The following is a 22,414-nucleotide window of genomic DNA, read 5'->3' as shown; positions in this document are numbered from 1 at the left end:
GCATACTGGCCGCCTGCGCTTACAATCTGCGCACCATGATTGGCGTCCTCTATCCACCCGATGAGAGGCGGACATGAGGGAGGAGTGCGTCCACAATCCGGCAGGATGGCTGCCTAAACCGACAAAGGCCCCGCAAGGGCCGCGGAAAACCGCTCTGCCGGCCTTCAAAAAGGCCCTCACTGACCACCGAAATCCACTTCGCTCCCCGTGCAAAGCCCTCCCTGTGGGAGAAGGTGGATTGGCGCGTAGCGCCAAGACGGATGAGGGGTGTTGGACGGAGTGCGGCAATGCCTAGCTGGAGCACCCCTCATCCGACCGAGCTTCGCTCGGCCACCTTCTCCCACAGGGGGAGAAGGAAGAGCAGGCGTGCCACCTTCACCTTGCCAAATCCGGCCTTGCCGCCTATTCTTGCTGCTAAAATAATTTCACACACAGGCAAACTTGTTTCTCAAGACACAGGGTCGAGATGAGCCAGTCGCCCTACCCCGCCGTCGCAGCCGGACCGCCCCGGCCGAGCCTGATCCTGCGGCCCGGCCAGATCGCGCTGCCGGCCGGCATGGAGCGCTATTGCGTCCAAGGCAATGGCGCGGTGCTCATCGAGATCGAGGCCGGCGACACGATCAGCGTGCGCAATGTCGAAGGCGGGCAGGCTTGCGAGCTGCTGGCATGGGACAAGAGCGGCGCGACCGACCCCAACATTCTAGGCGAGAAATCGAACAGCAATGCCGCCGGCATCAAGGCGCTGCTGGCCGTTGGCGACGACAGCCTCGCTTCCTTGCGCCGGGGGCTGGAGCGACGCCAGGTGCAGCTTGATCAGGCGAAGGCGGTCCGCGTCTTCGGCGGCGCCACCCCTGCCGGCACCGAACAGGGTTTTGCCGTCGCCCGCGACGGGTCGATGCTGATCGCCGCCCCGGGCGGGCCGATGCTGGTTGATGGACACGACACGGCGACGCCGCTCAGCGTCATCGTCCGCCGCGCCACGATCCGTCCGACGGCGAAGTCGCAATTGGGCGATCCGCTCGCCGATCCGGTGCTCGATCTGCGCGTCCATTCGGCGACCGCGGAATCCTACTTCGTCAAGGCGGGCGACTATCTGCAGATCATCGATGTCGACGGGCGCCAATCCACCGACTTCCAGTGCTTTTCGGCGCGCAAGCTGGACAAGGGACGCGACCATCCGCTCGACGTGACGACCACCCGCACCCTGATGGGCTTGAGCTATCCGATGCCCGGCCTGCACTCGAAATATTACGACCAGGACATGGAGCCGCTGGTCGAGGTGGTGCAGGACACATGCGGCCGGCACGATGCGTTTGCGCTCGCTTGCGCCGCCAAATATTACGACGACATCGGCTATCCCGGTCACCCCAATTGCTCGGAGAATTTCAACCGTGCGCTGTCGGACAAGGGAGTGAGCCCCCGCGCCGGCTGGATGGCAATCAACTTCTTCTTCAACACGGCGATCGACGCGCATGGCGTCATGGTGTCGGACGAGCCGTGGTCGCGGCCGGGCGACTATGTGCTGCTGCGGGCGCTCACCGACATCGTCTGCGTCTCGTCCGCCTGCCCCGACGACACGACACCGGCCAATGGCTGGAACCTCACCGACATCCATGTGCGGACCTATTCCGGCCAGCACAAATTCTCGCGAGCGATCGCCAGACGCATGACGCCCGATTCGGAACCGAAAATGACCCGCGAGACCGCTTTTCATTCGAGCTTTGCCAAGCACACCCGCAACTTCGTCGAGTACAGGGGCTATTGGCTGGCCAACTCCTTCGCCAAAGAGGGTCCTATCGACGAGTACTGGGCCTGCCGACAAGATGCCGTGATCATGGACCTGTCGCCGCTGCGCAAATTCGAGGTCACCGGCCCGGATTCCGAAGCGCTGCTGCAATACACCCTGACCCGCGACGTGAAAAAACTCGGCGTCGGCCAGGTCGTCTATTCGGCCATGTGCTACGAGCATGGCGGCATGATCGACGACGGCACGCTGCTCAGGCTCGGCAAGGACAATTTCCGCTGGGTCGGCGGCGACGATCTTTCCGGCGAATGGCTGCGCGACACGGCGACCAAGCTCGGCCTCAACCTGCTGGTGCGCTCGTCCACCGACCAGATGCACAATGTCGCCGTGCAGGGGCCGAAGAGCCGTGACATCCTCAAGGAGATCATCTGGACCTCGCCGCTGCAGCCATCGATAGAGGAACTCGAATGGTTCCGTTTCGCCGTCGCGCGGATCGGCGGTGACAACGGCATTCCGGTCGTCGTCTCGCGCACCGGCTACACCGGCGAACTCGGCTACGAGATCTGGTGCCATCCGCGCGATGCCGAAAAGGTGTTCGACGCCATTTGGGAGGCCGGCCGGCCGCACGGCCTGAAGCCGATGGGACTGCAGGCGCTCGACATGGTGCGCATCGAGGCCGGGCTGATCTTTGCCGGCTATGAATTTTCCGACCAGATCGATCCGTTCGAGGCCGGCATCGGCTTCACCGTGCCGCTGAAGACCAAGGCCGACGATTTCATCGGCCGCGAGGCGCTGATCCGGCGCAAGGAAAACCCGCAGAAGAAGCTGGTCGGCCTCGACATCGACGCCAATGTCGCGGTCGGCCATGGCGATTGCGTCCATGTCGGCCGCGCCCGGATCGGCGAGGTCACCTCGAGCACGCGTTCGCCGGTGCTGAACAAGAACATCGCGCTGGCCAGGCTCGATGTCACCCATGCCGCCATCGGCACCGGGGTCGAGATCGGCAAGCTCGACGGCCACAGCAAGCGGCTGCCGGCGCGGGTCGTCGCCTTCGCCCATTACGACCCACAAAAGATCAGACCGCGTTCCTGACGGCAGCACCCCTTGCCTTCTCCCCCTGTGGGAGAAGGTGGATCGGCGCGCAGCGCCGAGACGGAAGAGGGGTGTTGGCCAGAGCGCTATCGGTGCCAAGCTGGAACACCCCTCATCCGACCGAGCTTCGCTCGGCCACCTTCTCCCACAAGGGGGAGAAGGAAAGGCCGCACCGTCGTGCAGCACGCCGAGAAGCTTGCGTGTTCCACATCTGCGATGTGCACAGTTTCACAAAACGCTTGACGTGAAAGCGTGACCGATCAATCTTCACTGCCAAGAAAAAAATACTACTGAGCGGAAAATGCCTGAGGTCGTTCAACGCGTGCGTCGGTGACGCATCGCGAGGTGTCGGCCGTCGCCGATGGGGAACATCAAAAATGGGGAATTCACGTAAATGAGCACGATAGTCTCTGCCTTGGTGCCGGCTGCCGAAGGGAAGTTGCACCGGAACATCGATTGGCGCGGTGCCTTCTGGGTGGCAAGCGGCGTTCCCGCCCTTGTGCTGTTTTCGATCGGCGGCATTGCCGGCACGACCGGGAAGCTGGCCTTCCTAATCTGGACAGTGTCCATGATCATGGGCTTCCTGCAATCGTTCACCTATGCGGAAATCGCCGGCCTGTTTCCGAACAAGTCCGGCGGCGCCTCGATCTATGGCGCCACCGCCTGGCTGCGTTATTCCAAATTCATCGCGCCGCTTTCGGTGTGGTGCAACTGGTTCGCCTGGTCGCCGGTGCTGTCGCTCGGCTGCTCGATCGCCGCCGCCTACATCCTCAACGCGCTGGCGCCGGTGCCGCTGTTTACCGACACCTCGCCGGAAGTCGCCGCCTATATCGCGGCTAATGCCGGAACGAGTGCCGCCGACGCCATCACGGCGGTGACCGCGGCGGCCACACCGGCGATCCGCAACTGGACGCTCTACGGTCACACGCTGGGTCCGGTCTCCTTCACCTTCAACGCCACATTCTTCATCGGCGCGGTGCTGATGCTGATCATCTTCTCTATCCAGCATCGCGGCATCCTGGGCACGGCCAATGTGCAGAAATATATCGGCCTGTTCGTCATCATTCCGATGCTGATCGTCGGCGTCGTGCCGATCGTCACCGGCCAGATCGACTGGGCGAATTTTTCGCCACTGGTGCCGCTGGCTGCCGCCTACGCGCCGGAGCCCGGGGCGTGGAACATCGCTGGCTGGACCCTCGTTCTCGGCGGCATGTTCATCGCCGCCTGGTCGACCTACGGTTTCGAGACAGCCGTCTGCTATACGTCGGAGTTCAAGAATCCCGGCACCGACACCTTCAAGGCGATCTTCTATTCCGGCCTGCTGTGCATGCTGCTGTTCATCCTGGTGCCGTTCACCTTCCAGGGCGTGCTCGGCTTGAACGGCATGCTGGCGACCCCGATCGTCGATGGCTCCGGTGTTGCCGATGCCTTGGCCGGCATGGTCGGCGGCGGACAGCTGATCCATAGCCTTCTGGTGATGCTGATGATCCTGGCACTGGTGCTGTGCATCATGACGGCGATGGCGGGGTCCTCGCGCACGCTCTATCAGGGCTCGGTCGATGGCTGGCTGCCGCGCTATCTCAGCCACGTCAACGAGCATGGCGCCCCGACGCGGGCGATGTGGACCGACCTCATCTTCAATCTGTTCGTGCTGGCCATCGCTTCGGCCGATGCGACCAGCTTCTTCTTCATCCTCGCCGTGTCGAATTGCGGATACATCATCTTCAACTTCCTCAACCTCAACGCCGGATGGATCCACCGCATCGACAACGGCCATATCGCGCGGTCTTGGAAGGCACCGAGCTGGCTGCTTGGCCTCGGCGCCATCCTTGCCTATGTGAACATGATCTTCATGGGCGCCGGTGCAAAGATCTGGAACCCGATGGCGCTGTGGGCAGGGCTGATCACGGCTGCCCTCATCATCCCGGTGTTCTGCTTCCGGCATTACATCCAGGACAAGGGCAAATTCCCCGACCACATGCTGGCTGATCTCGGCATGACGTCGTCCGATCTCGCGGTCAGAAAGGCGGGCATCCTGCCCTATTTGACGCTGATCGCCGGCGTGGTGGTGATGCTGCTCGCCAACTGGTTGTTCGTCATCTGACCCCGCCTGAAGGGATCAAGCGCGCGATGCGCTCGATCCCTTGCATACTTTGTTCTTGCTTTGTGCCGGCAGTTATGCTAATGATTTCGCTGTAGTGCCGATTGGCACCGATGACCCGCCGCCCGAGGCGGGTTTTTCGTTTCAGGGCCTATTCGGCGGACTGCTCAGTCGATCTTGATGAACACGCCCTTGGTGTTGAGATACTCGTCGAGGTGCTCGGCGCCGCCCTCACGGCCGTAACCGCTCATCTTGTAGCCGCCGAACGGCACGGCCGGATCGATGGCGTGGTAGGTGTTCACCCAGACCGAGCCGGCGCGAATTTTCCGCGCAAGCTGGTGCGCTGTGGCAACGTTCTGGGTGAAGACCCCGGCCGCGAGACCATAAGGCGTGTTGTTGGCCCGCTCGATCGCCTCATCGAGCGTATCGAACGGCAGCGCCGAAATGACCGGCCCGAAGATTTCCTCGCGCGCGATCCTCATGTCGTCCGACACACCGGCAAAGACCGTCGGCGCGACGAAATTGCCGGCGGCCAGCGCACCCTCAACAAGGCGTGTGCCGCCGGTGACGAGGGTCGCACCTTCCGCAGTGCCGGCCTCGAGGTAACCGGTGACCCGTAGCAGCTGCTTTTCGGAGACGAGCGGGCCGATTTCGGTCGCCGGGTCGATGCCGTCGCCGATCCTGAGACCTTTGGCATAGGCCGCAAGCCGTTCGACGAACTCGTCATGGATGGAGCGTTCGACAAACAGGCGCGAGCCGGCGATGCAGATCTGGCCGGAATTGGCGAACACCGACATCGCCGCCACCGGCACCGCTCTGTCGAGATCGGCGTCGGCGCAGACGATGACCGGCGACTTGCCGCCGAGTTCCAGCGAGACGCGTTTGAGGTTGCCGGCCGACGCCCGGACGATCGACTGGCCGGTTGCCGTCGAGCCGGTGAAGACGATCTTGTCGACGCCCATATGCTCGGCAAGTGCGGCCCCTGCCTCAGCGCCGGTGCCGGTCACGATGTTGACGACGCCTGGCGGAACGCCGGCCTCGTTCATGATGTCGGCGATCAGCAGCGGCGTCAGCGGCGCTTCCTCGGAAGGTTTCAGCACCACCGTGCAGCCGGTGGCCAGCGCCGGCCCGATCTTCCAGATTGATGCGGCCGTCGGCGCGTTCCAGGGGATGATGGCGCCGACGACGCCGACCGGCTCCTTGCGGGTGAAGGAGACGATCTCGCCCGGCAGCGAGTTCTCGATCGTCTCGCCATGCAGGGACGTCGCCATGCCGGCGTAATAGCGCAGCATGCCGATGACACGGTTGCGGTTGGCGCGGGTGCGCACGATCGGCATGCCCATGTCGGTCGTGTCCGAGCGGCTGATCTCCTCCCAATGTTTTTCGAAGAGGTCGGCGATCTTGAGGAGCAGCACCTGCCGCTCATAGGGCTTGAACCGGCTCCACGGCCCGTCGAAGGCCTTGCGCGCCGCGGCCACCGCCAGCTCGATATCCTGGCGATCGCTGCGCGGCACCGTGGCAATGACCGCACCGGTGGCCGGATTGCGGGTTTCCATGGTGCGGCCCGAGCGGGCGTCGACCCAGGCGCCATCGACGAACATCTGGCGATGGCGACCGTCGATCGGCCGGCGCAGTGACACCGATGTCTGAGCTATGGTCATGACGTCCTCCTCCAGCGCTCCTGCCGGTGGGCGGATTTAACCCCTGGATATCACATCTGCCAACAGCTCTATTCGGCCGCCACTCTATTCGGCGGCCAGAGGCAGTCGCGGCCTGTCGTCGTTGTCTGCCAGCTCCGGCTCGGCCGCCTGCTCCACGTCCTTGGCCTTCTTGCGCTCCCTGCCGAAGAACAAGGCATAGGCTGCCGGAAGCACGAGGATGGTAAGCACTGTGGCGACGAGAATGCCGCCCATCATGGCGTAGGCGAGCGGACCCCAGAAGACGCCGCGCGAAATCGGGATCAGCGCCAGGACCGCCGTCAGCGCCGTCAGCATGATCGGCCGGAAGCGGCGGACCGCCGAGCCGATGATCGCCTCCGAGCGTTCCATGCCGGCCGCTATATCCTGGTCGATCTGGTCGACCAGGATGATCGAGTTGCGCATGATGATGCCAAGCAGCGCGATCACGCCGAGGATGGCGACGAAGCCGAACGGCGCGCCACTGATCAAAAGTGCTGCGGCTGCACCGATGATGCCGAGCGGACCGGTCGCCAGCACCAGCATCGCCTTGCCGAAATGCTGCAGCTGGATCATCAGCAGCACGACGATGACGGCCAGCATGATTGGAGCTTTCGCAGCAATGGAGGCCTGGCTTTCGGCCGAATCCTCGGCGCCGCCCTGGATCTCGACGGCGTAGCCGGGCGCCAGACCGTCGCGCAGGCCTTGCATCTCGCTGTACATCTTCATCACGACGTCGTTCGACTGCACGCCATCCGGCAGCGTGGCACGCACGCTGATGGTCGGCAGGCGGTCGCGCCGCCATTCGACGCCTTGCTCCAGCACCGGCACGACCTTGGCGACCTGCGACAGCGGCACGAAGCCACCGAAATCCGTCGGGATGGAAACGGAGTCGACCGCCGACAGCAGGTGACGGCTCGCCTCCGGTTCGCGGGCGACGATCGAAACGGTCTCCTCGCCGTCGCGGAAATCATCGAGCGGCGCGCCCGACATGGTTGCCTGCAGCATCTGGCGGATGCGCTGCGAGGAGACGCCGAGCGCACGGGCGCGATCCTGGTCGATCACCAGCTTCATCTCCGGCACCGGCTCCAGCCAGTCGTCGTGGACGGCGCCGAGCAGCGGATTTGCCTGGAACTTCGCCTTCACTTCGTCGGCGATGCGGCGCACCTCCTGGCGATCCGGTCCCATGACGCGCATCTGCACCGGCCAGCCCGTGGGCGGCCCGAGGAACAGGCGGTCGACCTTGGCGCGGACCGACGGAAAATCCTCGGCCAGAACGGTGCGCAGCTTGACGATCAGCCGCTCGCGGGCCGGTTCGTCATTGGCCATCACCAGAAGCTGGGCGAAATTCGGATTGCGAAGCTGCTGGTCGAGCGGCAGGAAGAAGCGCGGCGCGCCCTCGCCGATATAGGTGGCGATGAAGCGCTTGTCCTTGTCGTCCATCATCTTGGTTTCGAGCGCCTTGGCCTGCGTCTCGACTTCCTTGATGCTGGTGCCTTCCGGCAGCCAGAGGTCGACAAGGATTTCCGGACGCGACGACTGCGGGAAGAAATTCTGCGGGATGAACTGGAACGCCCACAGGCTGGTTGCGAAGGTCACCAGTGTCATGACCAGCACGATGATGCGGTGGCGCACGGACCAGCTGACGGTGGCGCGAAGCCGGCGATAGAAGCGCGTGTCGAAGACATCGTGATGGTTGCCGGCGTGTTTTCGCTGCTTGAGGATCATGTTACCGAGCCACGGCGTGAAATAGACCGCCACGAACCAGGACACGACCAGCGCGATGCCGACGACATAAAATAGCGTGCGCACATACTCACCGGCCGTCGAGGCGGCGAAGCCGACCGGGATGAAGCCGGCGGTGGTGATCAGCGTGCCTGTCAGCATCGGGAAGGCCGTCGAGGTATAGGCGAAGCTCGCCGCCTCGACCTTGACCAGTCCTTCCTCGAGCTTGCGTTCCATCATTTCGACGACGATCATCGCGTCGTCGACGAGCAGGCCGAGCGCTATGATCAGCGCGCCGAGCGAAATGCGCTGCAGGTCGATGCCGATCTCGTACATGATGGCGAAGGTCGCGGCCAGGACGAGCGGAATGGTGATCGCGATCACCAGGCCCGAGCGCCAGCCGATCGTCAGGAACGAGACGACAAGCACGATCAGCAGCGCCTCGCCAAGCGCCTTCATGAACTCACCTACCGCTTCCCGCACGACTTCCGGCTGGTCGGCGATCTGATCGACCGAAACGCCGTAAGGCAGCGCCTCTTCGAAGCGGTGGTAGGTCGCCTCGACGTCCTTGCCGACATCGGTGACATTGAAGCCTTTGGCCATGACCACACCGACCTGGACGCTGTCGTGGCCGTTGTAGCGGTATTTGCGCTGATAGGGATCCTCGAGGCCGGAGGTCACGGTGGCGATGTCGCCCAGGCGGGTCACCTGGTTGCCGGCGCGCAGGCGAAGTTCGCGGATATCGGCCGCCTTGGTCACGTCGCCCTCGACCGAAATGCGCACTGAGTTCGTGCCGGTATCGACCGAGCCCGCCGGATCGACATTGTTCTGGCCCTTGATCGCGTTCTGCAGGTCGGTGAGCGTCAGGCCGCGCTCGGCAAGCGCCTTGGACGAAACGTCGATATAGAGTTTTTCCGGCTGGTCGCCGATGATCACGGCCTTCTCGACGCCGGGCGTCGTCAGCAGCATGTCACGCGCCTGGATGGCCAATTTCTTTAGCTCGGGATAGCTGTAGCCGTCGCCGCTGATCGAATGCAAAGTGATGAAAGTGTCGCCGAACTCATCGTTGAAGTAGGGCCCGAGCAGCCCCTGAGGCAGCTCGTTGGCGATATCGCCGACCTTCTTGCGCACCTGGTAGAAGGCATCCGCGACCTGCGCGGGGTTGGTGTCGCCTTCCACCTGCAAGGTGATTATGGCGCTGCCGGCGCGTGTGTAGGAACGGACGAAATCGAGATGCGGCGTTTCCTGCAGCTTGCGCTCGATCTTGTTGACGACCTGGTCCTCCATGTTCTGGATCGAGGCACCCGGCCAGACAGCCTGGACGACCATGACGCGGAAGGTGAAATCCGGGTCTTCCTTCTGGCCCATGCGCATCAGGCCGAGCGCGCCGGCAACGATGATCAGGCCGAACAGGAACCGCGCAATGCTCGGATGCCCGATTGCCCAGCGCGAAAGGTTGAAGGGCCGCTTTTCATTGGTGTCGGTGGTCATAGCGCCAGTCCATTTGTCTGATCGTCAGCGCACGCACGTGGCATGCCCACGGAACTTCTAATGCTGGCTTCCGGGCGGCGAGGCTTTCCGAGCGGAGAGACACTCATCGCGGTGGGACGCGAGGATCGATGTGGGGGTTACATCGACCCGACGTCTCGACAATCGGGCACCTGCCGCCCGGAAACCATGAACCGCTTGACCTCGCGGCTTGCGCCGATGCGAGGAAAAGCCGTTTTATTCTTGGCCGTCAGCGCACGCGCTTGGCTGCATCGCCATCATCGTCCGCAGATGCGGACTGTTGCACCGCATCGCCGGTCAGCTTGACCTTCAGATTCTCGGTCATGAATTGTGTGCCCGCCGCAACGACGACGTCGCCGGGTTTCAATCCTTCGGCAACATGCACGCCGTCGGCGGTGAACTCGGCGACCTTGACCGGACGCGCGTGGACGGTCTCGCCGTTGCGATCCACGGTCCAGACGATCTGCTGGCCATCCTTTTGCGCCAGCGCGCTCAACGGGACCGATACGCTTTGTGGGCGGTTGTTGGCCGCCGAAGCTTCGATGTTCGCGGTCATGCCGAGAAGCACGCGCGGATCGTTGGGCAGGCTGACGCGGACGGCAAAGGTACGCGACTGCTGATCGGCGCTGCCGGCGACTTCGCGGACCTTGCCGTCGAGCGTCAGCGCATCGTCCGACCAGAAGCCTGCCTTGACGTCCTTGCCCGGCTTGAACTGGGCGATATCCATTTCCGGAACGGCGATCAGCACTTCTTTTTCGCCATCGACGGCAACGGTCACAACCGGTGTGCCGGAGCCGACCACCTGACCGACATCGGCGGCGACTGATGTGACGATGCCGTTCCTGTCCGCCTTGAGGTCGGTGTAGAGGACCTGGTTTTTCGCCTGGTCAAGCGTTGAGCGGGCGGAATTCCGGGTGGCGACCGCCTGGTCATAGCTGAGCGTTGCCTGTTCGAGCTGCGATTTCGACGCGAAGTTCTTGGCAAACAACTGTTCGGCACGACGACGGGCAAGGCCTGTTGTCTCGACCTGCCGCTCGGCGGCCTCGAGGCTGGCCTCGGCGCTGTTGACCGAAAGGTCATAGTCGGCGGGATCGATGCGGGCCAGAACGTCGCCCGGCTTCACGCGCTGGCCGATGTCGACCAGGCGCTCGGTGATCTTGCCGTTGATGCGGAACCCGAGATTCATCTCGGTGCGGGCGCGCACCGATCCGGAGTAGGAAAGCTCACGGGTATCGTTGGCCTTGGCGATCTCGACGACCTTGACCGGCCGAATGATGTCCTTGACTTCCACTTTTTCTTGCGAGCAGCCGGCGAGCCCGAGCGCTGCGACGACGACCAGAGCCGGACCGACGGCCGACAGCCTGTTCATGATGGATTTGGACAAAGGCACTTGCATACTCCCGAACTGAAGATGAATTGTCGAGGACCGACGGACGCCGCCGGTCATTTCTTCAAGGCCCTGATCGCAAACTCGATAAGATCGTCCGGCATTGCCCGGTTCTCTTTGGCAAGGCACTGGGCGACCATCTGCGGGTGACAGAGGGTGATGATAGCTGCGCCGAAGCACCGCGAAGCGACTTCCGGATCCTGGTCGGCAAACTCGCCGGCTGCGATCCCGACGATGATCACCTCCGCCACCAGGCTGCGGATCCGGTCGATGTGCTTCTCGATGACATGCCAATCGCGTTCGATGGCAACGACGACCATCTCGTGCACCTTCTCCTGGTCGAGCATGGTGTCACGGGTCCACTGATAGTGGGTTTGCGCGTAGCGGCGAAGCTTTTCGCTGGCGGTTCCGGGACTATGGCAGGCGTCGTAGGTCAGTTGGTAGCAGGTAGCGAGCATGCGGCCGCAAACGGCCTGGTGGATCTCGACCTTGGAGGCGAAGAAACGGTAGATATTGGCCGTCGACATGCCGAGTTCGCGCGCTATGTCGGCGACATTGGTCTTGCCGTAGCCGTAGTGGCGGAACAGTCGCTCCGCGCAATCGAGGATGCGCGCGACATTCTCCTGCCGGACTAGGTCGGCCGTCGTATCGAGAGTATCATACATCTTGTTTCATCAGCTCATTACGAATGACGAATTTTGAATTTCGTCACTCGTAATTCGAAATCGACGGAATGTCAACACGTGACATTATCGGTCTTGGGCGACTGGTGACATCTGTTGACACCACTCGGCGTGAACAGCGTTAATGAAGCCTGCTGCGGGCAGTGCACGGGCCCCTCGCCATCTATGCTGAGCCCGCGGAACTATGCATTGTCATCCGATGCCGCGGAAAGGAGATCATGGGATGACCGTACTGCGCATCGTCACGAATATCGCAACAGACAGCATTCCGGATGTTCGGAAGTTCTATTCCGACCTGTTCGGGCTCGACGCCGTCATGGATCACGGGTGGCTGGTCACGCTGGCGTCCCGCGAAACAACCATCCCTCAGATCAGCATCGCCAGCGAGGGCGGCTCAGGCACCCCCGTGCCCGATCTGTCGATCGAGGTCGACAATGTGGACGAGGTGTATCTTCGCGCAAAAGAGATCGGTTGCAGAGTGGTCTACGATTTGACCGACGAACCGTGGGGCGTGAGACGTTTCTTCATTGCCGACCCGACCGGAAAGCTGCTCAACGTGCTCACGCATCTTCGCTAGCCCAATTGCGGTCATCGGAGGAAACATGAGCAGAACAATCCCATTTCATTTCGTCGATGTCTTCGCGGTAGAGCCGCTGACGGGCAATTCACTGGCGGTGGTTGACGGCGGCGCCGAGTTGGCGCTTGAGCTCATGCAGAACATTGCACGTGAGTTCAACCAGTCCGAAACCACCTTTGTCTTACCGGCGACCCGGGCGAACGCCGACTGGAGGTTGCGCTCTTTCACGCCGAAGGGCGTAGAGGTTTTCGGTGCAGGCGGCCACAACACGTTAGGGGCTTGGTGGTGGCTCGCTGCAGCAGGGCGGCTCGATCTGGGCGATGGCCCAACATGGTTCCACCAACAGATCGGCGACTTGGTATATCCGTTGGCGATCTGGCAGAGCCAAGGACGGCTCGAAAAGATCATCATGCAGCAAGAGGCCCCACTGGCCGGCCGGCAGCTCTCAAACCTTGGCGCTCTTGCCACCGCACTCGGCCTTCGTACCGAAGAAATAGTGGCTGATATCGTGCCTTGCCAGGTGATCTCGACTGGAGCCGCCCATCTCCTGGTGCCAATCCGCGATCGCGAAGCCGTCGACCGGATTTTGCCTGATGCTAAACAGCTTTTCGACCTGCTCGACGAGGTCGGCGGGGAAGGCTGCTACGTCTTCTCGCTCGATCCGCTACAACCCGGAACCACGGCGTATGCACGCTTTTTCAACCCGACCGTCGGCATTTCTGAGGATCCGGCAACCGGTACGGCGGCTGGTCCGCTCGCCGCACATCTCGTTGCACACGGTCTTGCACAGCCCGGTGTAATCAAGATCGAGCAAGGCACGGCTCTCGGACGTACCAGCATCATTGAGGTCGATGTAGATGCCGGCTCAGTGAGCATTTCTGGGCGCGGCATTGTAGTGGCGAGCGGGGCATTTTCGATCTAGTCGACGCCACTCGTCTTCGACTGGATTCGCTTAGGTAGCCGATCTGTTTAATCTGTTCAGGCTTTCGCCCAGTATGACAAGCGCGATGCCGAGCAGCGCAATGTCCTTGATCAGGAACTGACCGGCGGGACCGAGCGCGGGAAAGCCCAGCGTAGGCTCCCAGATCGGCAGGGCAACCATGATCGAACAGGTGACCAGGAAAATCAGGGCGGCCAATGCCCCGCCGGCCACACCGGCGCGCACCGACCAGGGGGACGCAATCAGCAGAAGCGCGGTCGCAATCTCGACGACGCCAAGCACGTAAGAAGCACCGGCTTCACCAAATACCGGATACATCCAGGCGAGCCAAGGCGTGCCGCCGATTAGCGGCCTCAACGCCTCGATCTCAACAGCCGTGAACTTCATCCCGCCGATCATGAGAAGCGGCAGTATGACCCCGATGAGGGCGACGATCCGCCCGGCTGTCCTGACCGCGGCGGCTCTTCGCGCCCATGGCCGAGAAAGGGTCCCGTCTTGACCTTCAGGCTCTGATGTTCTGAGAACCGGCATGAGTTTCCTCCTCCAACTGCCAATTGCACCGCCCGCGTCGTAAATTTATCCCTTGCCCCTAGCGGCTGGCCAATCGCCGCTGTCACGGTCGCTCGATTAATCGATGCGCTGTCAGTCCGGCTTGTAAGGGTATGAGTGATGCTCGTGAGCGATGATCCAAAGGTCACCTTCCTTCCGCAGTCCGACGGTAAGCCGGAGGCGGGTTGCCGGGTCCCTTTCAAGCTCTTCCCTGGTGCCGCACCGCAGCAATGCGGTCGCAAAAGCGACCCGGTCTCCCGCCGTGACATCCAGCCACTCGATCGCGAAAACGCCGCCCTGCTTGAAGTGCTCGAAGAATGGACCCCAACTATCGCGGTAGGCCTCAATTCCACTGAGTTCGTTCGGCGGTGGGACATCGAACATCAGAAGGTCCGTCGCGTGGTCCGCAACGATTGTCTCCAGGTCTTGCTGCTGCACGGCGTTCGCCCAACGCTCGATCAGCGCCCGGATATATGCCTCGGCGTCACGCTCCATGTTCTCCATTAGAATTCTCCTCCTGCCAGATCCTCTTCTGTCGAGTTGGTTCTGTATCGAGGACGATCGGGAGGCACTCGATCCGACACTGAGTGATGTTTTTTGCTCTTCGCGTGGCTAGGCTCCCTTGGCCATCTCCCTCAGCCGGAACTTCTGGATCTTGCCGGTCGAGGTCTTCGGGATTTCGGCGAAGATCACCGCTTTCGGCACCTTGAAGCGGGCGAGCAGAGCGCGGCAGTGATCGATGATTTCGGCCCCGGTCGCCATCTTGCCCGGCTTCAGCTCGACATAGGCGACCGGCACCTCGCCCCATTTGTCGTCGGGCCTGGCAACGACGCCGCAGGAGGCGACGGCAGGGTGCTTGTAGAGCGCCTCCTCGACCTCGATCGAGGAGATGTTCTCGCCGCCGGAAATGATGATGTCCTTGGAGCGGTCCTTAAGCTGGATGTAGCCGTCGGGATGCATGACACCGAGGTCGCCCGAGTGGAACCAACCGCCGGCGAAGGCCTCGTCGCTCGCCTTGCGGTTCTTGAGATAGCCCTTCATCACGATGTTGCCGCGGAACATGACCTCGCCGATCGTCTCGCCGTCGGCCGGCGTCTCCTCCATCGTCTCGGGGTCCATCACCGTCAGGCCTTCGAGCGCGGCATAGCGCACGCCTTGCCTGGCCTTCCTCGCCGCCCTGAGACCCTTTTCGAGCCCGTCCCACTCGCCATGCCATTCGTTGACGACGGCCGGGCCATAGGTCTCGGTCAGGCCATAGAGGTGGATGACCGCAAAGCCCGCATCAGCCATGCCCGACAGCACCGCTTCCGGCGGCGGTGCCGCGGCCGTGTTGAAGGTGACCGCCTGCGGAAATTGCCGCTTGTCCTCCTCCCCAGCATTGATCAGCACCGACATGACGACCGGCGCGCCGCACAGATGAGTGACGCCGTGATCGGCGATGGCGTCGTAGATCGGCTTTGGCCGCACCCAGCGCAGGCAGACATGGGTGCCGGCCTGCAAGGCCAGCGTCCATGGAAAGCACCAGCCATTGCAGTGGAACATCGGCAGCGTCCACAGATACACCGCATGCTTGCCCATGCCGGCATGGATGGTGTTGGCGTAGGCCATCAGTGCTGCACCGCGATGGTGATAGACGACGCCCTTCGGATTGCCTGTCGTGCCGGACGTGTAGTTGAGCGCAATAGCGTCCCATTCGTCGTCTGGCATCGACCAGGCGAAATCCTCGTCGCCGCCCGCGACAAAGTCCTCGTAGTCGAGCGTGCCGATCCGCTCGCCCTTGGGATAGGGGGCGTCAGTGGCGTATTCGGGATCGTCATAGTCGACGACCAGCGGTTTTACCTTGGCCAGCGCCAGCGCCTCGCTGACGACATTTGCGAATTCGCGGTCGACGATCAGCACCTTGGTTTCGGCATGGTCGAGCTGGAAGGCAATGACCGCGGCGTCGAGGCGGGTGTTGAGCGAATGCAGCACCGCCTTGGTCATCGGCACGCCGAAATGCGCTTCCAGCATCGCCGGCGTGTTGGACAGCATGACGGTGACGGTGTCACCCTTGCCGATGCCGCGCTTGGAGAGCGCCGAGCCAAGCTTCAGCGACCGCCGCCAAAAATCGCGATAGGTCGTGCGCTGGCGGCCATGGATGATGGCGACATGGTCGGGAAAGGTCTGTGCCGCCCGCTCCAGATAGGTCAGCGGCGTCAGCGGCTGGTGGTTGGCCGGATTCTTGTCAAGATCCTGTTCGTAGGGATTGCCCATCCCGTCCTCCCGTAACGTCGTCATCGAGATCTTCTATCCATAGGCTTTCCGCCCGTCACCACCAACGATGCCATGATAGAGCGCATTTGGCACAAGGATGATCTAGATAAAGCAAACGAAAGAGCATCGTTTGCCCTTGCTCAATTTGACTTTTGTCGAGAGCCGTGAATAATGTCAGCGAGGAGATGGCATGGCGATCCGACCGGCAGAACAGCTTATTCACAAGGCCGCCTGGCTTTACTATGCCCATGGCCTGCGCCAGGACCAGGTGGCGAGCCAACTCAAGATTTCCCGGGCCTCGGTCGCCATGTATCTGCGCAAGGCGCGCGAGACCGGCATCGTCAACATCTCGACCTCGACCCAGCTTTTCACTGACGACGTCCTGGCACGCAAGCTCGAAGACGCGTTGAAGCTCGATGCCGTCTGGATCGCGCCAGAAAACGGCCATGTCGCCGATCCGTCGACCGACATCGCTGTGCTGGCGGCGAGCGTCTTTCTCGAGCTGGTCAAGAAGGGCGACCGCATCGGCGTCGCCTGGGGGCGGACCGTCTATACGATCGCCGACATCATGTCTTATGCCGACCTGCAGGACGTCACGGTGGTGCAACTCTGCGGCAATCTCGGAGCCCCCTATTCCTACCGGCCCGACCAATGCACCATGGAAATCGCGCGCCGGCTCAACGCCCAGGGGCTCAACTTCTATGCGCCGCTGGTGCTGACCACGGAAGAACTGGCACGCGGCCTGCGCGCCGAGCCGGTGATCCGCGAGCAATTGTCGGGCATCAGTGAATGCGACCTGGCGCTGTACTCGGTCGGCACCGTCGACGCCGACAGCCATGTCGTCAAATGCGGCGCGCTGACTACCAGCGAAATGGATGTTCTGCGCCGTGCCGGCGCTGCCGGCGTCATCGCCGGCCAGATCATTGATGCGCAAGGCAAGGCGCTCGACTGCAGCTACAACCGGCGGGTCATTTCGGCAGAGCTGTCATCGCTGCGCAAGATTGAAAAGCGCCTCGTGGTGGTGCAGGAGGACAGCAAGTTCGGACCGCTGATGGCGGCGATCGCGGGTGGGCTGTGCACGCATCTGGTGGTCGGCGCACGGATGGCGCGACGGCTGCTCGACCATGCCGGATCGGCAGCGGAAAAGGTCGCCTAGATACGCAAAACTACCGCGGGCGCATTGTCATCAAAGCGTCGCGGCGTTCCTGTTCACAACAAAAAGAGAAATCGGACGAAGCGAACATGAAGAACCTATGGAATGACGGCGACGCGGAGAAGCTGGTTGCCGACTATGCAAAGAAGGGCGTGGCCCGCGACCTGGCGCTGCGCGTCTATACGACCAGGCTTTTGGGCGGCGAACCGCGGCTTGTCCTGCATGGCGGCGGCAACACCTCCTGCAAGACAAAGGCCACCGACCTCGTCGGCGACGAATGGGACGTGCTCTGCGTCAAGGGCAGCGGCTGGGACATGGGCGTGATCGAGCCGCAGGGCCTGCCGGCGGTCAAGCTCGGCGCCCTGCTCAAGGCGCGGTCGCTCAAAAAGCTCTCCGACGAAGACATGGTCGCGCTGCAGCGGGCGAACCTCATCGATCCGTCTTCGCCGAACCCTTCGGTCGAGACGCTGCTGCACGCCTTCCTGCCGCACAAATTCGTCGACCACACGCACTCGACCGCCATTCTGGCCATCGTCGACCAGGACGACAGCAAGGCGCTGAGCAAGAAGGTCTTCGGCAGCAAGATGGGTTACGTGCCCTATATCATGCCGGGCTTTGATCTGGCGAAGGCGGCTGCCGATGTCTTCGACGCCGACCCGACGGTCGAAGGCCTGATCCTCGACAAGCATGGCATTTTCACTTTCGGCGACGATGCCAAACAGGCCTACGACCGGATGATCCATTATGTGAACGTCGCCGAGGATTTCATCGCCAGGAATGGCAAGCCGCTTGCCGAAAAATCGGCCTTGCCAGCCAGGCTGGCCAAGCCCGCGGACATTGCGCCGATGCTGCGCGGCGCGGTGGCCGTAGCGCGCGGCGAAGGCCGCTTCGACCGCATGATCAGCGACTTCCGCACGTCAGACGCGATCGTCGATTTCATCAATTCGGCCAGGATTGCCGACTATGCCGGGCGCGGCGTATCGACACCCGACCTGTCGATCCGCATCAAGACCGGACCGATGGCGCTGCCGGCACCCGACGCGGACAAGATCAGCGACTACAAATCCGCCATCCGCCAGCATGTCGAAAAATTCGCCAAGGACTATCGCGCCTACTTCGAAACCAACGACGCGCTCGACGATGTGAAGCGCACGATGCTCGACCAGATGCCGCGGCTGACGCTGGTGCCGGGCCTCGGCATGTTCGGCCACGGTCGCACGCTGAAGGATGCGAAGATCGCATCCGACGTCGGCGAGATGTGGATCGAGGCGGTGCGTGGAGCCGAAGCAGTCGGCGATTTCCGTCCACTGTCCAAAGCCGACCTGTTCCCGCTCGAATACTGGTCGCTGGAACAGGCCAAGCTCGCCTCCAACAAGCCGAAGCCGCTGACCGGCCAGGTTATGCTGGTCACCGGCGGCGCCGGCGCGATCGGCGCCGCCACCGCAAAGCTGTTCGCCGACAATGGCGCCCATGCCGTCGTCGTCGATCTCGATGCGGCAAGGGCGACGGAAGCGGCCAAGAAGGCCGGCAACAGTTCGATCGGCATCGGCGCCGACATCACCGATCCGGCGCAGATGCGCGCTGCGTTCGACAAGGCGGTCGCCGTCTTCGGCGGCCTCGACATCCTGGTTTCCAACGCGGGTGCTGCTTGGGAAGGCAGGATCGGCGAACTCGACGACGCCACTTTGCGCAAGAGCTTCGAGCTCAATTTCTTCGCCCATCAGTCGGCGGCCCAGAACGCAGTGCGCATCATGCTCGAACAGGGCACCGGCGGCGTGCTCCTGTTCAACACCTCCAAGCAGGCGATCAATCCGGGTCCGAAGTTCGGCGCCTATGGCATCCCCAAGGCGGCGACGCTTTTCCTGTCCAGGCAATATGCGCTCGACTACGGCGCGCATGGCATCCGCTCCAATGCCGTCAACGCCGACCGCATCCGTTCGGGGCTCCTGACCGACGCGATGATCGCCAGCCGTTCTGGCGCGCGCGGCGTGTCGGAGAAGGAGTACATGGCGGGCAACCTGCTTGGGCAGGAAGTGACGGCCGAAGACGTGGCCCAAGCGTTCCTGCATCATGCGCTGGCCGAGCGGACCACCGCCGATGTGACGACGGTGGATGGCGGCAACATTGCGGCGGCGTTGAGGTAGGCAAAACCCCTGCCGTGAGCACGGGATCAAGACACGGATGCTAGAAACCTAACAAATATTGTTAGTTCTTGTGAGGCGTGATATATAGTCGGCATGAAAACCGGACCGATGCGCACCCTTACAATATCTCTCACCCCGCAGCAGGCGGCCCGCCTGCAAGGCGCTGTTGAAGGCGGGGGATATGCCTCCAACAGCGAGATTGTCCGGGACGCCTTGCGCCTGTGGGAACAGCGCGAGGAATTGCGCGCCTTGGAGTTGGAACACTTGAAACGGGCCTATGCCGATGGCATGGCCAGCGGCAGGCCGGTGGAAGTCGAACCCGCCGAGTTCATACGTGGTTTGAAGGCAGAACGCCGCGCCCGTGGCTAGATATCGGCTCACGCCACGCGCCTCGCAGGATTTGCGGGATATTTGGCGCACCATCGCAATCGACAATGAAAAGGCGGCCGACAAGCTGCTTATGCGCATTTTTGACAAATTGGAGCTGGCGGCGGAGCATCCCAAGATGGGTACAGCCAGGCCAGAGTTAAGCGTGACGGCCCGCGTGCTCATCGAAGGCCGCTACCTCGTCATCTACGAACCGCAGATGGAGAGCATCCTGGTCGTGGCGATCGTCCACGGGATGCGCGATCCGGAGCACTGGCTGTAAACCGGAGAGGTGGAAGGATCGGGCATTCAGACCTGGAAAAGAGCGGCACGCGGGCCGCTCTTTTCTTCTGCCTGAGATCGAAACCTACTTGGCGTTCGGGTTCGGCATCCAGGCCGGCATCGCGACATCGGCATGGGCGAACTGCGGCAGCTTGGCCGAAAGGTCTTCCATGTTCTTGATGTCCTTGTCGATCAGCTCCTTCTGGGTGATCAGCGTCGGCGGCACGATGACATTATGGCCGGGGTCTTCGCCGGCCAAAAGCTGCGCCAGCGCGCGCACCGAAACCTGGCCGACGACGGCCGGATTGGTGGCGGCGGTTGCCGCCCAGGCGCTGTCGGGCTCGCGCATCGCGGCGATGTCGGAGGTCGAGATGTCGGCCGAATAGATCTTGATGTCCTTGTTGAATCCCGCCTCGTCGACGGCGATCTTCACGCCCTTGGCGAATTCATCATAGGGCGCGAACATCACCTTGATGTCGGGGTTGGCCGACAGCACCGAGCGAGCCTGGTTGGCGACGGAATTGGCGATCGGATTGTCGAGCGTGCCGAACATCGCCGCCTCGTTGATGCCCGCATATTTCTTCTTGAAGTCGACCCAGGTCTCGTTGCGGCGGTCGAGCGGCGCGATGCCGGCGACATAGACATAGCCGGCCTTCCAGCTCTCGCCATTGTCCTTGATCGCCTGTTCGAGCGCGAGGCGGGCGAGGTCGCGGTCGGACTGCTCGATCTGCGGGATTTTGGGGTTTTCGACATTGACGTCGAACGCGACCACCTTGATGCCGGCATCGACCGCGCGCTGGGCGGCTTCCTTCATCGATTCCGTCAGTCCGTGCTGGATGATGATGCCCTGGACGCCCAGCGCAATGGCCTGGTCGACCATGTCTGCCTGAAGGGCGGCATCCTGACGGCTGTCGAGGACGCGCAGATCCACGCCAAGCGCCTTGGCCTGCGCTTCGACACCGGACAGATAGGCCTGGAAGAAGTCACCAGTCGAGAGATAGCGGACCAGCGCGATCTTGACGGCGCCGGGCTTATCGAACGGCGCCGGCTTGTCCTGCGCCATCGCCGGCACCTGCATAAGCAGCGCGGCGCCGGCAAGCCCAAGCGCTGCCGCCCCCAATAGTCTTCTTGTGATCTTCATGTTTCTTCCTCCACTTGTTGAACTCAAATTTCAGCCGGTCGAAATCCTATCTGTCGAAATCCTACCTCTTGCCCCTGCCGGAAAGGGCGAAGGTGAAGACAAGGGCAACCACGAGAACGACGCCCTTGATGAAATCCTGCGTGTAGTAGGGCGCGTTCATCATCGTCAGGCCCTGCAGCAGCACGCCGACAAACACCGCACCGACGGCCGTGCCGAAAGCGTTCGGCTTGGCGGCCCCGAGGACCGCATAGCCGATGAGCGCCGCGGCGACAGCATCGAGCAGGAGATTATTACCCGAGGCGATGTCACCGCGTCCAAGCCGGGCAGCGAGCAAAATGCCGCCGATCGAAGCAAAAACTCCTGAAATAACGTAGGCCCAGATTTTGTATGCCTTGACAGGCGCGCCAGCGAGCTCGGCAGCCCGCTCGTTGCTGCCGACCGCGTACATCATGCGGCCGAAACGGGTGTATTCGAGAAAGAACCAGATCAGCACTGCAAGCACGAGCAGGACGACGACCGAAACGGGAATGAGGTTGGGGATGAAGAAATCGAAGCGGTGGCGGCCAAGCGCCAGGAACGCGGCGCTGAACGTGCCGTTGGCCACCGAGCCATCGGGCATCGTCATGCCGGTGGCGATCGAGCGGCCCTCGGTCGGGATGCGCTGCAGGCCGACGAGCAGGAACATCATACCGAGCGTCGCCAGAAGGTCCGGCACGCGCATATAGACGATCAGCCAGCCATTGATGAGGCCGACGATGACACCGATCGCGAGACAGGCGATAACCGCGACGACGGCGTTCTGCTCCAGCACCACCATGACATAGGCTGCCGCCATCATGGCGCTGGTAGCGACCGAGCCGATCGACAGGTCGAAGCCGCCGACGACCAGAGTGGCGGTGACGCCAAGCGCCAGCACGCCGGTGATGGCGACCGACTGGAAGATGAAGACGGCACTTTGCGGCGAGACGAAGCCGCCGGCGGCGATCGCGAAATAGGCGATCAACCCAAACAGCAAAACGATGAACCCGTAGCGGATGGCAAGGTCGCGCGCGGCTGCCATCTCAATCCAACCCGAACTCATGCCCTCTCCAT

The 22,414-nt window shown here is 62.5% G+C and carries 17 protein-coding genes; 8 read left to right on the top strand and 9 right to left on the bottom strand.

Annotated features, from left to right (window positions below; translation table 11 throughout):
- Positions 1–466 precede the first annotated feature (466 nt).
- Together EN885_RS26115 and EN885_RS26110 are read left to right on the top strand one after the other, a co-directional pair.
- The gene (locus tag EN885_RS26115) at positions 467–2,836 is read left to right on the top strand and encodes an aminomethyltransferase family protein (RefSeq protein ID WP_128243600.1); all 2,370 of its coding nucleotides are present in this window, start codon (positions 467–469) and stop codon (positions 2,834–2,836) included.
- Between the two features lie 394 nt (positions 2,837–3,230).
- On the top strand, positions 3,231–4,940 hold the full coding sequence (locus tag EN885_RS26110; protein ID WP_128243599.1) for an APC family permease: 1,710 nt from the start codon (positions 3,231–3,233) through the stop codon (positions 4,938–4,940).
- Positions 4,941–5,104: 164 nt separating this feature from the next.
- Here EN885_RS26110 and EN885_RS26105 read toward each other — a convergent pair whose 3' ends face one another.
- From EN885_RS26105 to EN885_RS26090, 4 genes are all read right to left on the bottom strand, one after another.
- Entirely contained in the window at positions 5,105–6,598 is a 1,494-nt protein-coding gene (locus EN885_RS26105) for an aldehyde dehydrogenase family protein (RefSeq protein ID WP_128243598.1), read from the bottom strand.
- Between the two features lie 84 nt (positions 6,599–6,682).
- Positions 6,683–9,829, bottom strand: coding sequence for an efflux RND transporter permease subunit (locus EN885_RS26100; protein WP_128243597.1), 3,147 nt, complete (start codon positions 9,827–9,829; stop codon positions 6,683–6,685).
- Positions 9,830–10,076: 247 nt separating this feature from the next.
- Positions 10,077–11,237 (bottom strand): efflux RND transporter periplasmic adaptor subunit, encoded by a 1,161-nt coding sequence (locus EN885_RS26095; RefSeq protein ID WP_164897915.1) that lies wholly within the window; start codon positions 11,235–11,237, stop codon positions 10,077–10,079.
- Between the two features lie 53 nt (positions 11,238–11,290).
- Positions 11,291–11,899, bottom strand: coding sequence for a TetR family transcriptional regulator (locus tag EN885_RS26090; protein WP_128243595.1), 609 nt, complete (start codon positions 11,897–11,899; stop codon positions 11,291–11,293).
- A 241-nt stretch (positions 11,900–12,140) separates the two neighbouring features.
- Here EN885_RS26090 and EN885_RS26085 point away from each other — a divergent pair, with 241 nt between their 5' ends.
- Positions 12,141–12,494, top strand: coding sequence for a VOC family protein (locus EN885_RS26085; protein ID WP_095483876.1), 354 nt, complete (start codon positions 12,141–12,143; stop codon positions 12,492–12,494).
- Between the two features lie 25 nt (positions 12,495–12,519).
- Positions 12,520–13,416 (top strand): PhzF family phenazine biosynthesis protein, encoded by an 897-nt coding sequence (locus tag EN885_RS26080; protein ID WP_127289647.1) that lies wholly within the window; start codon positions 12,520–12,522, stop codon positions 13,414–13,416.
- A 30-nt stretch (positions 13,417–13,446) separates the two neighbouring features.
- Here the strand turns inward: EN885_RS26080 and EN885_RS26075 are convergent, their stop codons facing one another.
- The 3 genes from EN885_RS26075 to EN885_RS26065 form a co-directional block, all read right to left on the bottom strand.
- On the bottom strand, positions 13,447–13,965 hold the full coding sequence (locus EN885_RS26075) for a DUF417 family protein (RefSeq protein WP_095483874.1): 519 nt from the start codon (positions 13,963–13,965) through the stop codon (positions 13,447–13,449).
- Between the two features lie 111 nt (positions 13,966–14,076).
- Positions 14,077–14,487, bottom strand: coding sequence for a nuclear transport factor 2 family protein (locus EN885_RS26070; protein WP_206072922.1), 411 nt, complete (start codon positions 14,485–14,487; stop codon positions 14,077–14,079).
- 108 nt (positions 14,488–14,595) lie between these two features.
- Positions 14,596–16,236 carry an acyl-CoA synthetase gene (locus tag EN885_RS26065; protein ID WP_128243601.1) on the bottom strand — a complete coding sequence of 547 codons (1,641 nt, stop codon included), beginning with the start codon at positions 16,234–16,236 and terminating at the stop codon, positions 14,596–14,598.
- Positions 16,237–16,426: 190 nt separating this feature from the next.
- On the opposite strand from EN885_RS26065, the gene EN885_RS26060 reads away from it, so the two are divergent.
- From EN885_RS26060 to EN885_RS26045, 4 genes are all read left to right on the top strand, one after another.
- Positions 16,427–17,392 carry a sugar-binding transcriptional regulator gene (locus tag EN885_RS26060; protein ID WP_127289643.1) on the top strand — a complete coding sequence of 322 codons (966 nt, stop codon included), beginning with the start codon at positions 16,427–16,429 and terminating at the stop codon, positions 17,390–17,392.
- Positions 17,393–17,478: 86 nt separating this feature from the next.
- Positions 17,479–19,533 (top strand): bifunctional aldolase/short-chain dehydrogenase, encoded by a 2,055-nt coding sequence (locus EN885_RS26055; RefSeq protein ID WP_128243594.1) that lies wholly within the window; start codon positions 17,479–17,481, stop codon positions 19,531–19,533.
- Positions 19,534–19,626: 93 nt separating this feature from the next.
- Positions 19,627–19,902 (top strand): type II toxin-antitoxin system ParD family antitoxin, encoded by a 276-nt coding sequence (locus EN885_RS26050; RefSeq protein WP_128243593.1) that lies wholly within the window; start codon positions 19,627–19,629, stop codon positions 19,900–19,902.
- On the top strand, positions 19,895–20,182 hold the full coding sequence (locus EN885_RS26045) for a type II toxin-antitoxin system RelE/ParE family toxin (RefSeq protein WP_128243592.1): 288 nt from the start codon (positions 19,895–19,897) through the stop codon (positions 20,180–20,182). Before EN885_RS26050 ends, EN885_RS26045 begins: the two co-directional genes overlap by 8 nt.
- Positions 20,183–20,266: 84 nt before the next feature.
- Here EN885_RS26045 and EN885_RS26040 read toward each other — a convergent pair whose 3' ends face one another.
- Entirely contained in the window at positions 20,267–21,322 is a 1,056-nt protein-coding gene (locus tag EN885_RS26040) for a substrate-binding domain-containing protein (protein WP_128243591.1), read from the bottom strand.
- Between the two features lie 61 nt (positions 21,323–21,383).
- Positions 21,384–22,403: an ABC transporter permease gene (locus tag EN885_RS26035; protein WP_245461494.1), complete on the bottom strand. Its 1,020-nt coding sequence runs from the start codon at positions 22,401–22,403 to the stop codon at positions 21,384–21,386.
- Positions 22,404–22,414: the final 11 nt, after the last annotated feature.

The sequence above is a fragment of the Mesorhizobium sp. M6A.T.Cr.TU.014.01.1.1 genome, assembly GCF_004022765.1.
GTDB lineage: Bacteria > Pseudomonadota > Alphaproteobacteria > Rhizobiales > Rhizobiaceae > Mesorhizobium > Mesorhizobium mediterraneum.
This window is presented reverse-complemented; position numbering and strand designations above follow the sequence as displayed.

Excerpts from the sequence above, each read along its gene's own strand:
- EN885_RS26040 (WP_128243591.1), bottom strand. The coding sequence starts at position 21,322 with ATGAAGATCACAAGAAGACTATTGGGGGCGGCAGCGCTTGGGCTTGCC.
- EN885_RS26090 (WP_128243595.1), bottom strand. The coding sequence starts at position 11,899 with ATGTATGATACTCTCGATACGACGGCCGACCTAGTCCGGCAGGAGAAT.
- EN885_RS26070 (WP_206072922.1), bottom strand. The coding sequence starts at position 14,487 with ATGGAGAACATGGAGCGTGACGCCGAGGCATATATCCGGGCGCTGATC.
- EN885_RS26085 (WP_095483876.1), top strand. The coding sequence starts at position 12,141 with ATGACCGTACTGCGCATCGTCACGAATATCGCAACAGACAGCATTCCG.
- EN885_RS26055 (WP_128243594.1), top strand. The coding sequence starts at position 17,479 with ATGAAGAACCTATGGAATGACGGCGACGCGGAGAAGCTGGTTGCCGAC.
- EN885_RS26080 (WP_127289647.1), top strand. The coding sequence starts at position 12,520 with ATGAGCAGAACAATCCCATTTCATTTCGTCGATGTCTTCGCGGTAGAG.
- EN885_RS26065 (WP_128243601.1), bottom strand. The coding sequence starts at position 16,236 with ATGGGCAATCCCTACGAACAGGATCTTGACAAGAATCCGGCCAACCAC.
- EN885_RS26060 (WP_127289643.1), top strand. The coding sequence starts at position 16,427 with ATGGCGATCCGACCGGCAGAACAGCTTATTCACAAGGCCGCCTGGCTT.
- EN885_RS26115 (WP_128243600.1), top strand. The coding sequence starts at position 467 with ATGAGCCAGTCGCCCTACCCCGCCGTCGCAGCCGGACCGCCCCGGCCG.
- EN885_RS26075 (WP_095483874.1), bottom strand. The coding sequence starts at position 13,965 with ATGCCGGTTCTCAGAACATCAGAGCCTGAAGGTCAAGACGGGACCCTT.
- EN885_RS26110 (WP_128243599.1), top strand. The coding sequence starts at position 3,231 with ATGAGCACGATAGTCTCTGCCTTGGTGCCGGCTGCCGAAGGGAAGTTG.
- EN885_RS26035 (WP_245461494.1), bottom strand. The coding sequence starts at position 22,403 with ATGAGTTCGGGTTGGATTGAGATGGCAGCCGCGCGCGACCTTGCCATC.
- EN885_RS26100 (WP_128243597.1), bottom strand. The coding sequence starts at position 9,829 with ATGACCACCGACACCAATGAAAAGCGGCCCTTCAACCTTTCGCGCTGG.
- EN885_RS26105 (WP_128243598.1), bottom strand. The coding sequence starts at position 6,598 with ATGACCATAGCTCAGACATCGGTGTCACTGCGCCGGCCGATCGACGGT.
- EN885_RS26050 (WP_128243593.1), top strand. The coding sequence starts at position 19,627 with ATGAAAACCGGACCGATGCGCACCCTTACAATATCTCTCACCCCGCAG.